19 protein-coding genes are annotated in these 17,046 nt (G+C 39.8%); 13 read left to right on the top strand and 6 right to left on the bottom strand.

Annotated features, from left to right (window positions below):
- Positions 1-39: 39 nt before the first annotated feature.
- Complete coding sequence (locus G5B43_RS03045; protein ID WP_165293217.1) at positions 40-867, bottom strand: helix-turn-helix domain-containing protein; 828 nt, start codon at positions 865-867, stop codon at positions 40-42.
- Positions 868-1,228: 361 nt separating this feature from the next.
- Between G5B43_RS03045 and G5B43_RS03040 the strand changes: the two genes are divergently transcribed.
- The gene (locus G5B43_RS03040; RefSeq protein ID WP_165293216.1) at positions 1,229-3,766 is read left to right on the top strand and encodes a tetratricopeptide repeat protein; all 2,538 of its coding nucleotides are present in this window, start codon (positions 1,229-1,231) and stop codon (positions 3,764-3,766) included.
- Between the two features lie 149 nt (positions 3,767-3,915).
- Here the strand turns inward: G5B43_RS03040 and G5B43_RS03035 are convergent, their stop codons facing one another.
- The 4 genes from G5B43_RS03035 to G5B43_RS03020 all read right to left on the bottom strand — a co-directional run bounded on the left by G5B43_RS03035 (position 3,916) and on the right by G5B43_RS03020 (position 6,621).
- Complete coding sequence (locus G5B43_RS03035) at positions 3,916-4,140, bottom strand: VF530 family DNA-binding protein (RefSeq protein WP_165293215.1); 225 nt, start codon at positions 4,138-4,140, stop codon at positions 3,916-3,918.
- 228 nt (positions 4,141-4,368) lie between these two features.
- Positions 4,369-5,454, bottom strand: coding sequence for a Gfo/Idh/MocA family protein (locus tag G5B43_RS03030; RefSeq protein ID WP_165293214.1), 1,086 nt, complete (start codon positions 5,452-5,454; stop codon positions 4,369-4,371).
- Positions 5,455-5,763: 309 nt separating this feature from the next.
- Positions 5,764-6,207, bottom strand: a complete 444-nt coding sequence (locus G5B43_RS03025) for a DinB family protein (RefSeq protein ID WP_165293213.1) — start codon at positions 6,205-6,207, stop codon at positions 5,764-5,766.
- Between the two features lie 81 nt (positions 6,208-6,288).
- Positions 6,289-6,621, bottom strand: coding sequence for an NAD(P)H-dependent oxidoreductase (locus G5B43_RS03020; RefSeq protein ID WP_165293436.1), 333 nt, complete (start codon positions 6,619-6,621; stop codon positions 6,289-6,291).
- A 415-nt stretch (positions 6,622-7,036) separates the two neighbouring features.
- Between G5B43_RS03020 and G5B43_RS03015 the strand changes: the two genes are divergently transcribed.
- The 4 genes from G5B43_RS03015 (at position 7,037) to G5B43_RS03000 (ending at position 9,732) form a co-directional block, all read left to right on the top strand.
- A complete protein-coding gene (locus G5B43_RS03015; protein WP_165293212.1) occupies positions 7,037-7,771 on the top strand; it encodes a helix-turn-helix transcriptional regulator in 735 nt (244 codons plus the stop codon).
- Positions 7,772-7,849: 78 nt separating this feature from the next.
- Positions 7,850-8,665 (top strand): DUF6597 domain-containing transcriptional factor, encoded by an 816-nt coding sequence (locus G5B43_RS19605; RefSeq protein WP_165293211.1) that lies wholly within the window; start codon positions 7,850-7,852, stop codon positions 8,663-8,665.
- Between the two features lie 72 nt (positions 8,666-8,737).
- Positions 8,738-9,208, top strand: coding sequence for a VOC family protein (locus G5B43_RS03005; protein ID WP_206367207.1), 471 nt, complete (start codon positions 8,738-8,740; stop codon positions 9,206-9,208).
- Between the two features lie 56 nt (positions 9,209-9,264).
- Positions 9,265-9,732, top strand: a complete 468-nt coding sequence (locus tag G5B43_RS03000) for a GNAT family N-acetyltransferase (protein ID WP_165293210.1) — start codon at positions 9,265-9,267, stop codon at positions 9,730-9,732.
- A 175-nt stretch (positions 9,733-9,907) separates the two neighbouring features.
- On the opposite strand, the gene G5B43_RS02995 is transcribed toward G5B43_RS03000, so the two are convergent.
- Positions 9,908-10,849, bottom strand: a complete 942-nt coding sequence (locus G5B43_RS02995; protein ID WP_165293209.1) for a hypothetical protein — start codon at positions 10,847-10,849, stop codon at positions 9,908-9,910.
- Between the two features lie 413 nt (positions 10,850-11,262).
- Here G5B43_RS02995 and G5B43_RS02990 point away from each other — a divergent pair, with 413 nt between their 5' ends.
- The 8 genes from G5B43_RS02990 (at position 11,263) to G5B43_RS02955 (ending at position 17,015) form a co-directional block, all read left to right on the top strand.
- The gene (locus tag G5B43_RS02990) at positions 11,263-11,406 is read left to right on the top strand and encodes a hypothetical protein (RefSeq protein ID WP_165293208.1); all 144 of its coding nucleotides are present in this window, start codon (positions 11,263-11,265) and stop codon (positions 11,404-11,406) included.
- 104 nt (positions 11,407-11,510) lie between these two features.
- A complete protein-coding gene (locus tag G5B43_RS02985; protein ID WP_317167463.1) occupies positions 11,511-13,196 on the top strand; it encodes an ATP-binding protein in 1,686 nt (561 codons plus the stop codon).
- A 12-nt stretch (positions 13,197-13,208) separates the two neighbouring features.
- Positions 13,209-13,874 (top strand): response regulator, encoded by a 666-nt coding sequence (locus tag G5B43_RS02980; RefSeq protein ID WP_165293207.1) that lies wholly within the window; start codon positions 13,209-13,211, stop codon positions 13,872-13,874.
- 24 nt (positions 13,875-13,898) lie between these two features.
- Positions 13,899-14,480, top strand: coding sequence for a thermonuclease family protein (locus tag G5B43_RS02975; protein WP_165293206.1), 582 nt, complete (start codon positions 13,899-13,901; stop codon positions 14,478-14,480).
- 219 nt (positions 14,481-14,699) lie between these two features.
- Positions 14,700-14,996: an HNH endonuclease gene (locus G5B43_RS02970; RefSeq protein ID WP_165293205.1), complete on the top strand. Its 297-nt coding sequence runs from the start codon at positions 14,700-14,702 to the stop codon at positions 14,994-14,996.
- A 10-nt stretch (positions 14,997-15,006) separates the two neighbouring features.
- On the top strand, positions 15,007-15,570 hold the full coding sequence (locus G5B43_RS02965; RefSeq protein WP_165293204.1) for a hypothetical protein: 564 nt from the start codon (positions 15,007-15,009) through the stop codon (positions 15,568-15,570).
- A 3-nt stretch (positions 15,571-15,573) separates the two neighbouring features.
- Positions 15,574-16,560, top strand: coding sequence for a DUF4407 domain-containing protein (locus G5B43_RS02960; RefSeq protein WP_165293203.1), 987 nt, complete (start codon positions 15,574-15,576; stop codon positions 16,558-16,560).
- A gap of 86 nt (positions 16,561-16,646) precedes the next feature.
- Positions 16,647-17,015, top strand: coding sequence for a DUF5763 domain-containing protein (locus tag G5B43_RS02955; RefSeq protein ID WP_165293202.1), 369 nt, complete (start codon positions 16,647-16,649; stop codon positions 17,013-17,015).
- Positions 17,016-17,046 lie beyond the last annotated feature (31 nt).

Below are 17,046 nucleotides of genomic sequence, written 5' to 3'. Positions count from 1 at the left end.
TGTTTAATCCAAACTAATAAAAATGGACAACTTCGTATATTATATGGACTTTTTTGCTATTTCTGCTATCCCTACTTCATTTCTAAACTTTTTAGGTGACACCCCTACATGTTTCTTAAAGAATCTGCTAAAGTAAAACGCATCATGAAACTCTAATTCGGATGCTACTTCTTTTACACTTTTGTAGGTTAGATGCAAAAGTTTCTTTGCTTCTAAAATCAATCGCTCCTGTATTAGTTCCAGAGGCGACTTGCTATACTCTGTCTTAACTCGTTTGCTGAAAGTTGCTATGCTCATTTTGTAATAATCTGCATAAAATTGTACTGTTCGGTGCTGAATGAAATTTTCGTTAATTAAATCTCTAAATTCGGATAAAGAATGCACTGCGGAGCTCGAATATACTTTACGCTGAAGAAGCATTTCTTTATTACAAATCGCTAAAATGAGCTGTAAGTAAGATTTCATGATTGATGAATCATATGATTCATTCGATATTTGAAGGCGTGCTATTCGCTCAAATAACGTATACATTTCGTCCCTAAAATTTGGAGACGCATGAATAAACGGTTGTTCAAAAATATTGTTAAACAATACACCATTACATGCGACTTCTTTTTTGTGATACTCAATACAATAAAAATCTGCATGGAATTCCAATATGCTAACCTTTGAATGTTCATTTATTTGAAATTTTGCTAATTGGAATGGTGATAGAAATAAAATGCAACAGTCCGAAATCTTATAATTCACTACATTGATTGCTACCCTCTTTACCTGTTTTAGTATTAGTACATAATAATAAGCATCATTTATTATTATCTCACTTCCAGAATACTTGCGATCATGGATCCTGATACCTCTGTGCATAACGGTTTTTATCACAATAGGGTGGCACCAGCCCACCATCTTATGGTAAATATTGATTTTAATGTCATTGATCTGTTTTGAATAGTTTGCGATGCAATGGTGTGATTTGATTGTTTGTCCATTCAATAAAATTACAAAAAATAGTAATTATATAGAATACAATCAAAAGTAAGGTGAAATTGAATCATTTGGTTTTTGTATATGACGTATAATTACCTTTTAGCGTCCAATTTTTTCCTGACGATTTACATAATTGTGGTTGGAATTCTTTAGTTTTGGCTATAGCTAGTTAGGGAAAGATTACAATATTATCTCCTCGGCAAAGGAACGTTTGGAAAAAACTCAGAAACACGGACGAACAATGATATTGAAAGAAAGCATCGGCTATAACTACCTGAAATACCTGCTTACGGGTGTCTTTTCAGCTTTGCTGGTTACGGGGTATGCGCAGCAAGATGAGAAAGAGCAGAAAGAGAAACAACAGCCTAGTGAACAACGGCACGAAAGGCAAGCTACCGTTATGGATTCCATTGATATCGTGCGTGACTACCGGCCGATGCTGGCCGATGCCGTAAAGGTCCGCCGGAGCCCGGATATGCGTATCAACCGGGGAGCAATTGAGATTGAGTTGCGAAAGATTGCCACCTCCATATATCTTGCAAGGAACCGATATAAACAAGCTTATAACGATGAATTACTGAAACGAAATCCGAACGCTTCACGCAACAATATCGATAATTACCGGATCAGCTATTTGGCTTATCGGGCAGGCGAATATCCCAGAGCGAGCTCTATTTTGGAGACGTTGGAAACTTCCGATGCCTTTTATCAAGGCTCACTAATTACCTTAGGCCATATCGCCTTAGAAACCGGTGATAAGCAACGTGCACGAGATGCGTTTCTCAAAGCGACGAGACTGGATCTCGATCCCGTATTGAAAGTGGATGCGCTGTTTAACTATGCCAAAATATTGTATGAATTGGACTCCGCTGAGGTCGCCCAGGAAGTCCTCCGCGAATATCTCGCTCGGGAACATGCAAACAGTGATCCTGGTGGCCAAAAACAAGAAAGTGTGGAAACACTATCGGCAGAGGTTTTGTTAGGTACGAGTAACTTCCATGCAGGGGTAAGTATGTTGGAATCGATGAACAACAGGGGGGAGGAGGGCAATTCGACCTATCAAAAAGTAACGTACTATCGCGCGTTGGAATTTTATAACGAGCGTGCCTTCGAAAATAGCATATCCATGTTCATGAGGTCGGAAAAATTCCCGATTGATGCAGAAATGGCGGCATTGGCCACGTACTGGAAAGCGGAGGCGATGTATGAAGTGCGCAAATACAGGGAAGCGGTGGAGAACTTTTCCCGGTTCCTTCGATTGCCCGCCGCACGAAACACTAAAGTATATAATTATGCAAATTATGGACTAGCTTATGCGGCGTTTCGCAATAACAGCTTTGGCATGGCGGCAGACTATTTTGAGCGCTTTTTGGCTATGGATGGAAGTTCAGTAGACGAAAGTGTACGTCATGACGTGATCGCACGTTTGGGCGATTCATATTTGTCCATGCGCAATTACAACCGAGCCAACCGATACTATGACCAGCTGATCAACAGCAAAGCTCCCAATCAAGACTATGCGTTGTTCCAACGAGGTGTTATCTTTGGATTGCAGGGCGACAATGAAACCAAGCTCAGCACCCTGCGGTCCGTTGTGGAGCAATTTCCGGGTTCGAACTATGCGGATGATGTGGCCTTTGAGATCCCGTACACATATTTCACTACCGGAGATTACGATACCGCTATCGAAGGGCTACAGCGGATGATCGGACAGTACCCCCGCAGCAGCTATGTACCCCGTGCGTTGATGACCATCGGCCTTGTCCAGTACAATAAAGGTGACACCGAAGCGGCGAAAGCCACGTTTCAGAAGGTGGTGGAGCAACATGCCGCAACCGATGAAGCAGGGCAAGCGCTGCGTTCTATTGAAAACATTTACCTAGATCAGGGGGATGCTTCGAGCTATATTCGTTACGCGACCAGCACCAATATCAACAATCTGAGCACCGCGGAGCAGGATAACTTAGCTTTCCAAGTTGCCCATTCCCTGTTTGCAAGGGGAGAATACGGCTCGGCTGTGGAAGCGATCAATGCGTATTTTGATAAATTTCCGAAACCCAGACAAGAAAAACATGCCCGTTACATCCGTGGGGTGAGTTTGTACCATACCGGGAACCCAAAGGAAGCGCTGCACGACCTGAACATCATCCTGAACGACTGGACGAGCAAGTATACGGAGAATACCTTGCTGACGGTTGCTGCGCTGTATCTGGGCCTAAAGGAATACAACGAGGCCATTGTGCATCTCAAAAAATTGGAGCTCAACTCAGCATATAGAGAGAACTATAGCTACGCGGTAACCAACCTGATGATTTGTTATTTCGAGCTCGGTGATTTGGAACAGACGGCCAAGTACGCGAAGTTAGTAAAGAGCCACAATAGGTCATCTAAGGAAGAAATTGCCAAGGCACACCTATACAGTGGGCGAGCTTTGCTGCAGGAAGGGAACATGGAGGCTGCCATGAAAGAACTGAATCTGGCCGCATTAAAGAACCAAACGGTGGTTGGCGCAGAGGCACGGTACCGCGTCGGGAGACTGCAGTATGAAAACAAAGAATACGACAAAGCCCAGGAAACAGCCTTTGATGTGATCAACAATATGTCGGCACAGGATTACTGGGTGGCCAAGAGTTTCATTCTGCTTGCGGATGCCTATGGGGGCAAAGGCGATAAGCTCCAAGCAAGGAGTACGTTGCAAAGTGTGATCGAAAATTACGAAGGAGATGATGATGTCATTCCTTCAGCAAAAGAACGTTTACAGAAATTGAAAACGAAGTAGCAGGAATTCGAATATATAACATTTATATAATACCTGCCTATTTGAAGCCCGGCAGTCTTGGACCGATGAACATGCAATGCACAATAAAGATGTAAAAGCTAGTGTTATTTAGTAGGTTGCTTTAGTCATTTTTCCTTCATTCTCAAGCGCTATTGCTTTGAAAAAGTGGTAAGATATAAATCCTCAACTTTCTTCCGTGCCCAGGGTGTTTTCCTTAAAAAAGTCAATGAAGATTTTAGACTCGGATTATCAACGAAACAATTAATCCGTACCTCTTGGCCTAGTGCTTTCCAACTTCCGTAGTGCGATAACAATTCTTCGATAATTGTGTCAAGTCTTTTACCATGTAAAGGGTTGTTTGGTTGTGCTTCCATCCGATAAAATTACAAAAAATAGTTCATTCCAAAGCACTTGTCCAGTGTCGGTCGATGAAGAGGTTTTTAAATTGACGCGCTATTATGACCACGGTAAAAACATCAACTCTTCAGAATATATGCAGGACATATCCTCCGGAATTGGTGAATTGCCATGGGATTCGTCATGATATTCTTAAGCAGATATAAATTACTACCCGCCAGCTTTCCCATGCTAAGGATTTTGTGTTATTTTAAGAATACAGTTCTTTTCTGTTTTGCCGATTGCATTGCCGCATCGAGGATTTCGACAACTATGCAATTAACGGTTAATTCATAAAGATCAAGTTTGTTCAATATTAAAGAACCATTCGCCACAGCGGCTAATACAGAAAATGGATCATCAAACGGAGCCGGTCTTGCAGGAAGTTCCTTTCGTTCTTCTTTATTGTTTCCCAGCAAGCGCTGTTGTAAAGTTGTTGCATCAAGAGCTATTGCATAACCTTTGGTGCCGTATACTTCCATATCCTTTCTAGGAAATGGCCAATTCCACGAAGCCTGAATCAGACATTGCGCTTTTGGATATTGTAGAACGATGGTTGCTTCGTCATCTACATTTTTGTAGATGTGTGGTTTATTTTGATGTATTACCGCCGTCACTGAAAGAGGTCTATGGCCGTTCATCAACCAGGTCATTAAGTTCGCTCCATAGCATCCGAAATCTACCAATGCACCCGCTCCATTCTTTGCCGGATCGATTAGTATTTCTAAGAATTCTTTGCTGACCCCGATTTCTTTTGGTCCTTGATGCCCGTCATTCACTATCACTTTTCGTATTTCTCCCAATTGTCCTTCTTCTAATATTTCTTTAATCTGCTGATTGCTTTCATACCATGACGTTTCAAAATTTGTCAGAACATGTATCTTATATCGTTCAGCGAGTTCTTTTATCTCTTTAGCATCCGCCACGGTCGTTGCCAGCGGTTTTTCCACCATCACATGGATCTGTCGCGGTGCGCAGGCACGTACCACAACAATGTGTTCGTTAATAGCGCCGAATGCTGACACCGCGTCCGGTTTGACTTCATCCAACATTTCTTGCAAATCGGTAAAGAAAAGAGTTTTATCTAGCTGGTACCGTTTAGCATAATGATCAATCAACTGTGGATTGGTTTCATAAATGCCAATTACAGCCACATCCTTTTTGTCTTTTCTGTTGAAGACCCAGTCGACGTGCCCGTGGCTTAGCCCAGCTACAGCCAACCGTAAAGGAACGTCAGCAGAAACTATATGGCTGATTAAAATCAAAAAAATGCTTAACAAAATTGGCTTCATGGTTACAAAAGACTTTCTTTTATTCTATTTAATATGATTGTTTATCAACCAATATAAGAAAAATTCTTTATTTGCCCTTGTCTTCTAATAAACCGTGCTGTCAAGCGAGAAAGACGATGGTCCACAAAATTCGTAAATATAGCATCAAGCTTTTTTGAAGAACACCGTGGCAGATATCGAACAACTCTTGAAACAAATCAAGAACTTTCCCGATGCTGCCAGATATATATAACACATTACCAATTGGAAGCTAGATAAAGCATTGTTAGAGAACGATGATCCCTTGAATGAAACTGACCTCGTGGAAAACTACCTCTTCATCATAATATAATCTGTCATCAAAGGATCCAGATTATTCTGCCTGAACTCTATTGCAATCTGCGCGCGGTGATAAGTAGAATGATTGATAACATGAAAAATAATGTCCCGGATAGAGGAATTAAAATGCCGTCCAGTACTGTTTTTGTAATTTATAACTTGAGTGAGGTCGGAGCTCTCCAAAATACTTAACGAATGTCTGTAGTTTTTTAGGTCCAGATTTATGAAATCAGTAGTGTCGTGGATCTGCCATACACCGAAAGTTTTTTCTCGTGCATGAATCCTGTTGTTCCAGATCTGGTGCGCGTCAAGTATGTGGCTATATAATCCGATAACCTTTTCCGGCAGTTGCTCTTGTAGGGAGACTATCATCTGCGCTAATTTTTGGTTGCATTCGAGATTGTAATCGAAGAGTTCCCTGAAAAATTGTACCATTTGTCTAACTTTTAGATAGACGATAAATATACTCATATTCATTGAAATACCGATTACAATCACTTTAGCTTATTCTACGTTCTAATGAGTATTACTAACATCATCTAAGGCCATTGAAGCAATATTCTCCAAGGATTTTATTCTATCATTTTCATTCATGTTGTACAGGGGTCCGATAAAAGCACTTTGAATAGAAGATACACCACAATATGCTAAAATGCCTTTTTCCAATTGAACGAGTCCACTTGACTTATATATCTCTTCATAGGTGTCAATGGATAAATCTCCTGCTGTGGTGATAATCCTTGCTGTTTTTGCATTCAACAAACCTTTGCTAATACCTTTCTTATTGCTTTCAAAAGTTATTCCTGGTAGAAATGCTCTGTCAAAAAAGCCTTTCATTATGGCAGGCATACCAACACACATGAGTATGGCATGGCCGAGCCGCCGATAGATTTGTTGGTCAGGATAGCGCGGTATTATGGGCTGAGTATTGATGATATTATTTCGGTGGATTTATATCGCGTGTCTTGAAATGGCGGACTGTCAAAAGGGCCGCACAACGGTTATAGAGCACATGAAAAACATATTTGAAGACGGTGAGTTGGAAGAAGAAGTCGTATGTCGGAATTTCCGATATACCACTCAGCACAATTCCGTCAGTGAGCAACCCAACGATTGAAAGAGTACCTTATACAAGGCTATACTATCAATCAAAAATCTTGGGTCTGCTTTGGCATAACATGAAAACAAACAGCAGGAAATATTTTGTAATTTTGTTGTATCTATAAACAGATTAGTGTTCACTGTAGAACCGTCAAAAAAATAAATGAAATATAAAAAGACAAACCCCCACAAAGACTTAAAACCCTTTATTCATTTCTATTGGGAGTTAAAAGGAAATAAACTTGAAAGCCAATTGGAACGTGTTTTTCCAGACGGCTGTGCAGGTGTATTGATGAATTTGGGAGATACTTGTTTAACAGATAATGGCTCACTTTCTTTGGAATTTGGAAAGACATATGTAGTTGGTGCAATGACTTCTTTTAAAGATAGCTTTATTGGTAGTAATACACATTTAATGGGTGTGTGCCTAAAACCTGCAACCTTTGCAAATTTCTATAATTATGCTTCTCAAAATGAATTGATGAACGATACCATTGAGTTTGAAAAATCCAATTCATTTAATGTCGATAAAATCCTTGACAACCCATTTGATTATCTTAACCAATTTTTTTCTGACAGAATGAAAATAAAAAACAATCCATTGCAATTGGTTATTGAGGATATTCATTCTACAGGCGGACTAATCAGCATTTACGAACTGTCAAAACGTAATTTTACAACTGTAAGACAATTAGAGCGGAACTTTAAAAAGTTCGTTGGACTATCCCCAAAAGAATATTCAAATATCATTCGCTTTCAGAAAGCATTGAGTATTATCAAAAAATCACATAAAAATCGAAGTTTTTTTGATATTGCTTTTGAATGTGGTTATTACGACCATTCACATCTTACCAATGAAATTAAACGAAATACGGGGCTTTCTCCATCACAACTTTAAATTGTCGCATTTTTCCAAAGTGCAGACTGCCGACTGAAGCTAACTTTGTGGAAACATTAAATATTTAAACGATAAATAGTGAACTTTACGACCGAAATAAGAAGCCTATACAAACCTGTCCAACCGACTGTCAGACAATCGGCTGATAATGTAATATACACTGAATTTCTGCCCGACATCAAACTTCAACCATTCCTTTATTGCTATTGGCAACTAAAAACCACAAAAGAATTATCCGAACAATTTAATTATCGTGTTGTAGCCGACGGTTGCATTGATATTTATTTTGAACTCAACAACCCGCAGGAAAATTATGTAATGGGTTTCTGCAAAAAGTTTACAGAATTTCCGCTTGATCATACTTTCAACTATGTTGGTCTTCGTTTTTTGCCGACCATGTTTCCGCAAATTTTCAGAATTAACGCAATGGAATTAAGCAACCGATATGAACATTTGCAATTGGTTGTTCCGTATCTGTCCAATTTTATTTCAAATAGTTTTAATGAAAAACAAAAGCAGGAAGAAATCAAAGTCTTGCTTGACAATTATTTTCTCGAACTAATTAAAAAAATAGAATTTGATAACGACAACCGATTATACAATGCAATAGACATCATTTTACAAAACTTTGGCGTGCTTGATGTTGAGAAAGACTTAAACACAGGTATCAGTCAAAGACAACTTCGCAGAATTTTTGAGTTTTATGTCGGAGATACTGCCAAGACATTTAGCAAAGTTATTCGTTTTCAAAATATTTTAAGAGCAAAGCCCTCAAAGCAAAGTTTGTGGCAGAATAAATTATTCTTTGACGCAGGCTACTATGACCAATCACATTTTATAAAAGAGTTCAAAAATTTTTACGGTGTTACGCCAAGCAAGGCATTTGGCAGATAAGGTTGTCCGATTTTTACTATTCTATCCACTTCACTTGTTTGAACTTTGTATCGTTAATCAATTTCAAAAACAATGAAATGGATAGTTTTAATCATTGCCACATTTTGCTTAACTGCAAATGTATTTTCTCAATCAAGTTCAACAACTAAAAAACAAATTAAGATGAAATTAAACGCAGGTATCGTAACACCGAAATTAGCAGAAACAAAAGAGTTTTACACCAAAATATTGGGTTTTGGTGTAACATTTGAAAATGAATTTTACCTTTTGTTGCACACACCCAATCACGAAGCGGAAATAAGCTTTTTACTTCCAAACCACCCCAGTCAGCAATCGTTGTTTCAATCGCCATTTCAAAATAAGGGAGTTTATCTAACCATTGAAGTAGACGACGTTGATAGTATCTACAACCAACTGAAACAAAAAGGAACTGAAATCAAAATAGACATTCGCAACGAACCGTGGGGTGATCGGCATTTTGCTATACAAGACCCAAACGGAGTTGGTATTGACATTGTAAAATATTCACCACCGCAGGAATAGCGGTGATTGGCGAAGACCAACCAAATAGATAAAACTGAAATAAAAATGAGTACGAAATGAAAATAATTGAAATCACTTTTGACGACTTTACAATTACGACAGACAAATCAAAAATGGATATAGTTGCAATCCACGACTTTCTATCAAAATATTCAGGTTGGAGTGACAATATTCCCATTGAAAGAGTGAAGACTTCAATTGACAATTCTTTAAACTTCGGACTATTTCATAACGGCAAACAGATTGGGTTTGCAAGAATCATATCGGATTTTTCAACTATTGCTTACTTGGGAGACATTTATGTTTTGGATATTTATCGAGGACAAGGACTTTCAAAAAAACTAATGGACGCTGTAATTAAACATCCGAATTTACAAGGATTAAGACGGTGGATTTTATTGACATCCACAGCTGATTGGCTTTATGAAAAGTATGGCTTTCGTAAACTGCCAAAGCCAGAATTATATATGGAGCTATTCGACCCCAATGTTTATAAAACAGACATACACAAAATTGACAAATAAATTATTAGGAAACGCCTCCTTGGCGGTTCGAAAACCATCTTTCTGATATTGGTATCACGCGTATTTACGCTAACGAAGGAGGAATTTGGTATATGTCAGGTATGAATACATTTAGAATGCTAACTTGTACATGATTGTTTTTCAATACTGGTAGTGTAAACTGAACTGTGTCACATCACTCGTCCGTTGCACGTCTCCCTGCATATTTGTCAATAATGTGTTCAGTGGCCGCTTTCAGTGATCGTCCGTATTCTACCGGGTGATGGCCGGGATAGGTGAAAAACTCCACTTCATTATTGATCTTCGAGTACCAAACCTTTCCAACATCCTCATGGTTCAACGTGTCTGTACGCGTAATTTTCTGAAAATGGACCAACTTGCTTTTGTCCAAACCAATAACCTGATAAGGTTGATCTTTATCCTGACAATCGATCCCCACATACCGTTCCCCGTTCCAGCACATACAATCCGCAGGCGTAAATATATTATAAACAGCAAACAACACCGTCACAATAACCACACCAACTCCCGCATATAATAGTTTATTGTGTTTCGATCTTCCTTTGATTTCTATCGCTTCTAGCGTGTCCTCTTTATATTCCTTATTTTCAACTTCTGCCTGTTCAATAGCTTTTAGTGTACCGTCTTCCTTTTCTGCTCCATCTGTGGAGGGCCACTCTGCAGATGAGCTGTCGGAGTCCGAACCTGAAGCCAAAGAATTTTCTTCACCCTCATTCAGATCACCCGGATATACATGTTCACCCCAGTGATAAGCTTTGTAGGGACGAGGTTTGAAGTCTATCAAAATCGCTAGCAACTTCACGATATTTTCGTCTGGTCTTTTCTTCGTATCACCATTTATAAAACTCCGCAAGGGCTTTAGCTTGTCCAAATCAAATTTTTCGATAAGAACGGAGAGATCCTTTGAGGACTTTCCGCTATTAAAAAAATCAATAAAGACTTTTTCGTCATCATGATTGAGATTTTCTAGGTAACGTTTTAAACACCAGGATCTAAGCTCTCCCGGAGAAGGATATACTCTATCGAAATGGAGATGACCTTCATTCTTTAAATCTAGGTAGGCGTTTCTCACCGCCGTTTGGAATTTTTCAAACATTTTAACAAAAATAAATCAATCAGATTACCGGAAATTACGGAAATCCGTAAACAGAGCAATCCTAAAACCCACGTAAATCCATCGGAAATTCCAGCAATGTGCCGGAAGAACCGGAATGATCCCGGAAATATCGGAAATATCGTAAAACATTGGTTTTTAGGATTTTGTTGCTCATAAATTTGCTTTCGGAATCAGTTAAAACACCGATTAGTTCTTTCCAGGAAAGATACGAAAGAGATTCCAAAAAGAGAAGAAGTCGCGGTAGGCATTAGCCGGTTTGGGAAGCAGTTACTGTCTCCCGCGATGGAAACTCCCACTTCCCAAAAATTCAGAAGGCCTTCTGAAACAACCGTAGCAATCCCGTGCATGGAGCACGTGGACCTACCAAGTTTTTGACTTTTAATTTTTGAAAAATGTGGTATTTAATTTTAGCCCTATTATTTGGACAAGGTGGTGACGCAGCTCACAATGGTAATAAATCTGGACAGCAAACTGTTCAAAAATCAGGGGATCATGGTGGAGAAACGGATACGCCAAGACCGCCTAAAAATAATTAACAATAAGCCCAATCAACTTAATAAAGGTAGCCTATGGCTGCCTTTTTTTGTTGAGTATTTTTATAAGAGCGAAATAGTATATATATTAGAATAAAAATTAACCTGTGAAGAAAGTTTCGCTATATCTGTTTTTGTTATTTGGTGTTTCGTGTATAAAAAATAATGAAGAAAAGAAAACTCCAATATCAAATGTTGCCTTCGATATAGCTTATGAATACATTGAAAAAGGAAAAGCCGATAGCTCATTTTTCTTTTTTGATGAAGCGAGACAATTATTTCTCGAAAGTGGCGATAGCCTCGGCGTGGCTAAGTGCCTCATCAACATGGCCATTACACAAAAAGACCAGGGCGATCATTTTGGCGCACAGGAAACCGCGCTGCAGGCAGTAGATTATCTAGACAAGAGCAACCCTAAACACCATATATACCTCAGTACGAACTATAACAATCTCGGGGCTGCTACGGGAAAACTTAACGATTTTGAACAGGCTTTAGCGTTCTATAAGTTAGCGCTCCAGTTTTCCCAAGACTCCTTGAATAGCCTGATCTATCAGAACAATATGGCGATAAGTTATCAGAATCTTAAAGCCTATGATAAAGCCGTACAGATTTATACAGATATCTACCATAGCGTTCAGCATAATAGGAGACAGTACGCTCGGGTCCTGTCAAATTTGGCCAGAACGAAATGGCTTGCTGACCCTACGTACCCAGCCGCGGACGAATTGCTGACATCGCTTACTATCCGGAAAGAGGAAACCGACCAATGGGGGCTGCATGCCAGTTACGTTCACCTCACGGATTATTACGCCCATACACGCCCCGATTCCGCATTATGGTATGCAAGAAAAATGTACGACACAGCCAACGAAATCCAAAGTCCGGACGACCAAGTCTATGCCTTAAGTAAGCTCATCGAACTAAGTCCGGAAGGAAAGGCAAAAGAATATTTTCATACCTACCAATTACTTACCGATAGTTTGCATCAAGCTAGAGCCGCGGCTAAAAATCAGTTTGCGCTCATTCGATACGAAGTAGAGAAAAATAAGGCAGATAACCTGCGATTACAGAAGGAAAATGCAGAAAAAATCAATAGACTAACAAGACAACGGTTTTTTACCGGAAGCCTTGTATTTTTATTCATACTCTCCGTCCTAGGGGGACGATTTTGGTACAGAAAGCGTAAACAACGGCTGGAACTCGAAGCACAGCATAAAATCAAAGCCAGCCAGCTTAAAACGTCCCGCAAAGTTCACGATGTCGTAGCCAACGGCATCTACCGGGTGATGAGCGAAATAGAAAACAAAGAAGCTATCGATCGGGAAGGAATTCTGGATAAGTTGGAAGGCGTTTATCATAAATCCCGTGACATATCCTATGAAGCCGAAGAATCCTTCCCCGCCGAACAGACCTATGCGCAACAGATAACCGAACTATTAACATCATTTGCCAACGAGCAGCACAAAGTACTCATCGTAGGGAATGAAAGTCAACTCTGGGACGATGTCAACGAAAATGTGAAAACCGAAATTAAGCATGTGTTGCAGGAACTCATGGTCAATATGCGAAAACATAGTCATACAGATCAAGTGATCATCCGTTTTGAGAAAACCGACGCACAATTAAAAATATACTACAAAGACAACGGTGTTGGGATGAAAAATGTAGATTCTCAAGGAAATGGTTTAAAGAATACGGTTTCCCGTATGAAAAATATAGAAGGGCAAATTACTTTTGCTAGCGAACTGGGAAAAGGATTGAAAGTAGAAATCGCTATTCCCATTTTCTAAAAGAAGAGATGTATGTTTAAAAAAATATTGATCGCTGAGGACCACGAGATAGCCAATATTTCGGTTCAGAAAACACTGCATGACTTAGGTATTCAAGAGGCAAAGTATGTCTACTACTGTGACCACGCGTTAAACTGGATAAAAAAAGCGCTGAACGAGGACGAACCCTACGACCTGTTGATTACCGATCTGATTTTTGAGGATGACAATACGCCGCAGCAGATCACCCACGGCACAGAACTCGTTCGCGCAGTAAAACAAGTTCAGCCAGATTTAAAAATAATCGTACTTTCAGCAGAAACACGTTCCAGTGTTATCGATGAGCTGTTTAAACAGAAGACTATTGACGGCTACGTCCGTAAGGCACGTCGCGACGCACAACATCTAAAAGAAGCTTTGCAAACTGTTTATAACAATAGAACGTATTATTCACCCGAGGTTAAAGAATCATTAAAGGAAAAACATAGTCATGAGTTCACGGCTTTTGATGTTTATATTATTTCCCTGTTGGCAGAAGGGGTGCCGCAGAAGAACATTCCTTCCTATCTGGAGGAGAAGAATATGAAGCCTTCCGGGCTCAGTAGTGTCGAAAAAAGACTAGGCCTCATGCGTACTGTTCTAGGTTTTTCAAAGAATGAACAACTCGTCGCCTATTGTAAAGACGTTGGCATAATTTAGCACACCGAAGTCTATCTTTGCACGATGAAGAACCGTTACATTTTTACCGTTTTATCGGTGTTATTATGCTATATCTCCACAGCCTGCCAGAGTCAGTCAGACTACGTTTATAGCGTTAAAGGCGAAACCGAGGAAGTCACGAGTACACCCCGCGAAAATGAACCGCCTCGCAGAGAAAAGGAAAAACGATGGAAAGAAGGCTACGCCTACGTCACTAAAGTTATCGACGGCGATACGTTTTGGGTGGACAACGGTAAAGAATCCTTCAAAGTGCGCTTCATCGGCATTGATGCGCCGGAAACACGGAACTCCCGCTGGAAGCAAAAAGGATACTTTGCAACCGAATCCAAAGAATACGTTCAGTCTAAGACAGAGCATCAATGGGTACGCCTGGAGTTTGATGTACAAGCTATGGATAGGTACAAACGTAGATTAGCCTACATTTATCTGGAGGACGGAACGTTTCTCAATGCCTCGTTGGTCGAACGAGGCTACGCCGTAGTCGATACCTATCCACCCAATGTAAAGCATGTGGAGCAGTTTATCGATCTGCAAAAACAGGCGCGTAATGCGAAACAAGGCTTATGGGGGAAAGTACCCAAATAATATTCCCAATTATTAATTCTAACCTAGAGACTGCTGCAATCGGCAGTCTCTTTTTTTATACAAAATGGCTGCTTTACGGGAAGCCGTAAAATCAAAACCATTGGAGGCCATACATTTGTATCATTAACAATAACCAGATGACTAAATATGAATGATCATGGCATGGAAATTTAGACGACGTGTAAAGATTATCCCCGGAGTTCACTTGAAATTATACCGATGACCGTTATTTTAGAACTCTTGCGTAAACATACCCACGGTACGTATGGTGCGTCCTTGTTAGATGAAAGGTGGAAAAAGAAGCGGAAAGAAATTTTGGAGAAGGATCAACATCAATGTGTGAACTGTGGGGCCAAAGAAAAATTGCAAGTACATCATAGACAATACCATTTCGATATCAAAACAAGGAAATTCAAAGAACCTTGGGATTACCCCCATGTTCTGATGATTACCCTCTGTGAAACTTGCCACCAACGAGGGCATTACCTGTACAAAGTACCATCAATAGTAATTTAAAATAAAAAATATGACAGCTTTATTCAAAAACATCTTCGGAAGAAACGATGCCTCTATTCCTCCGGTTCCAGAATCCGTCAAAGAAGACCGATCTGTCAAGGATATTAAAGAAGAAGTCTTTATCGAAAAGAATCCCATATCTTCTGATGGGTATTCATCGAATACCAAAGGAATCCTAGCCATTTACCATTATCTAGAAGGGGATTTTGAAACAAAAGGCTTTAATGATGCTATGGTTAGCCCCGATGAAAGCTATAAAAGAGAGAATGTCCAACTGATTAAATATGACTTGGAGATTATCATCCAAAAAGTCAGAATATACCATGATTCCCTTTTAAAGGATTTGGATTTTCACATCCTGTCTAGATCGCGAGCGGGATTGGTGGATCTAGTGGAAGAGTTAAAAAGTCGCAAGACCGATCTGATGGAGCACATTCAGAAAGTGAACGAAATAGATACTTCGTTGAAAAGTAACAATGGTTATTGTGAGCGAGCGATTCTCTCGTACCAACGAGGCTTTACGAAAGGTATGGCATCTATCACACAGGCAAGTCTGTTAACTAAATCATTTTAAGTTATGAAAGCTCATCATACTTATTTAAAGTTTTGTTGTTTCTTAACCGGATTAAGCTATCCTTTGATTCGAAATTCTAGCGAACAGAGCGTGAAAAATGCCAAAAAATATACCGGCGCTTTGTTGATTATTATGCTCGTTTGGTTTTTTATCGGCTATTGTTTTGCGACGAGGTATCTCCATATAGGAGAAGCAGGGGGAATAATAGGAGGGTTGCTCATGTCTTTTATCATTCTACAGATAGAGCGTATTATTATTCTGTCACACCACATCAGTTGGGGAGGTAAGGTATTCCGTATAATCCTTGGATTGGTTATGGCATTATTGGGAGCGATGATCATGGACCAATTTACCTTCAAAGATGATATCGAGTTGCGAAAATCGCAGGTACTGAGCTTAAGAGTAGAAGAAGCAATAAAGATCAGCGAAGTCGATATACGTCGCCAAGTCGCGGAAATAGATAGCATGTTGGATGGCTCCAATAAAAAACTGTTCAGTTTAAGCGAAGAGTTGCAAAAAAGGCCTGTGATCGTTACCCGTTATACCACAGGGAGCGTTACACGAGATAGTCTAGGAAGGCGAATAAGTGCAACAGAAGATATTAATACGACGGTGGCTGACAATCCGCTGAAAATAGAATTTGAATTCTTACAAAACCAAATAGGCGAACTGAATAAGAAAAAATTTGAATTGAGCCAGTCTATCACAGAATTACGAACTAAAAAGGAGCAGGAGCTTAAGGAAGCGACCGGCTTTCTAGATGAACTCGTTCTGCTGAAAGAAGTTGTAGCAGAAAGCTGGGTAGGTATGTTTGTATATGGCCTGTTTTTGTTTTTCTTCCTTTCATTGGAGCTTTTCATCCTTATCATGAAGATGAGTGACAAAGAATCTGATTACGACAAACTGATAGCACATCAGGTTGATGTACGAGCCGAGATGTTAAGTCAATTAAAAATGAGCCCAACTCAGCAATCACACGAGTTGCCTTAAATAAAAAATAACTATGGATATGAAGAAGAAGATACTTTCTACGCTTACGCTTTAAATAGCTATCTTTAAGATCGTATTGACTATCCATGATTAGAGCTTTACTTATTGCTGGGTTTATTTTAAGCGTTTCGATAGTAATTGGACAGACAGTCTACAAGACACCTTCTGGCCAAAAATATCATACAGCTACCTGTCGTTACGTTAAGAATGTATCGACAAAGTTGACGGTTTCTGACGCTAGAAAATTGGGACTTTCTCCGTGCAGCCAATGTCGGCCAGATCAAGCTGGCCAAAGTAATGCTTCTTCGTCAGGATTGGGAATCAGACCGGGAGAGGCAAAAGGTGTGCGAAGTACTTCTATTCGATGTCGGGGAATTACCAAAGCGGGCGCTCGCTGCAAGCGTATGACAAAAAATGTCAATGGCTATTGTTTTCAACATGAGCCGAGTCCATAGCTATTCCATGGGGTTTGTTACTATTTTTTTT

Source organism: Sphingobacterium sp. SGR-19, from assembly GCF_011043555.1.
GTDB lineage: Bacteria > Bacteroidota > Bacteroidia > Sphingobacteriales > Sphingobacteriaceae > Sphingobacterium.
Note: the sequence above shows the minus strand (reverse complement) of the source record. Positions and strands in the feature narration are given on the sequence as shown.